1 pseudogene is annotated in these 274 nt (G+C 51.5%); it reads right to left on the bottom strand.

Going from position 1 to position 274, the window contains the following annotated elements:
* Nucleotides 1-24 precede the first annotated feature (24 nt).
* Nucleotides 25-274, bottom strand: a pseudogene (locus SB751_RS30355) (DUF262 domain-containing protein); the annotation flags it as partial.

The following is a 274-nucleotide window of genomic DNA, read 5'->3' as shown; positions in this document are numbered from 1 at the left end:
CCTCATTTCTTTGGGCCTCTAACTTCATTTGACCACATTCAAGATAAACTCAATCCGCTCCGCCACCCGGCGGCGACCGTTAGTGGCCGCAGTTGTAAATTCACGCAATTCTGCGGAATTTATGGCCCCTTCGATACGTCCTTTTTTGGGATTTCGTTTTCCACGGTAACACAAGGCGACGCCTACCGCAGCAGCCTCAAAGAGATTGATGGGGGTGATGCTGCGATTTCCGCGAATAATGCCTCGCGGCAACTCGGTCGCCAGAAATTCGAAA

Origin of the sequence: Cupriavidus sp. SIMBA_020, from assembly GCF_046535395.1 — a bacterium.
GTDB classification, from domain to species: domain Bacteria; phylum Pseudomonadota; class Gammaproteobacteria; order Burkholderiales; family Burkholderiaceae; genus Cupriavidus; species Cupriavidus campinensis.
Note: the sequence above shows the minus strand (reverse complement) of the source record. Positions and strands in the feature narration are given on the sequence as shown.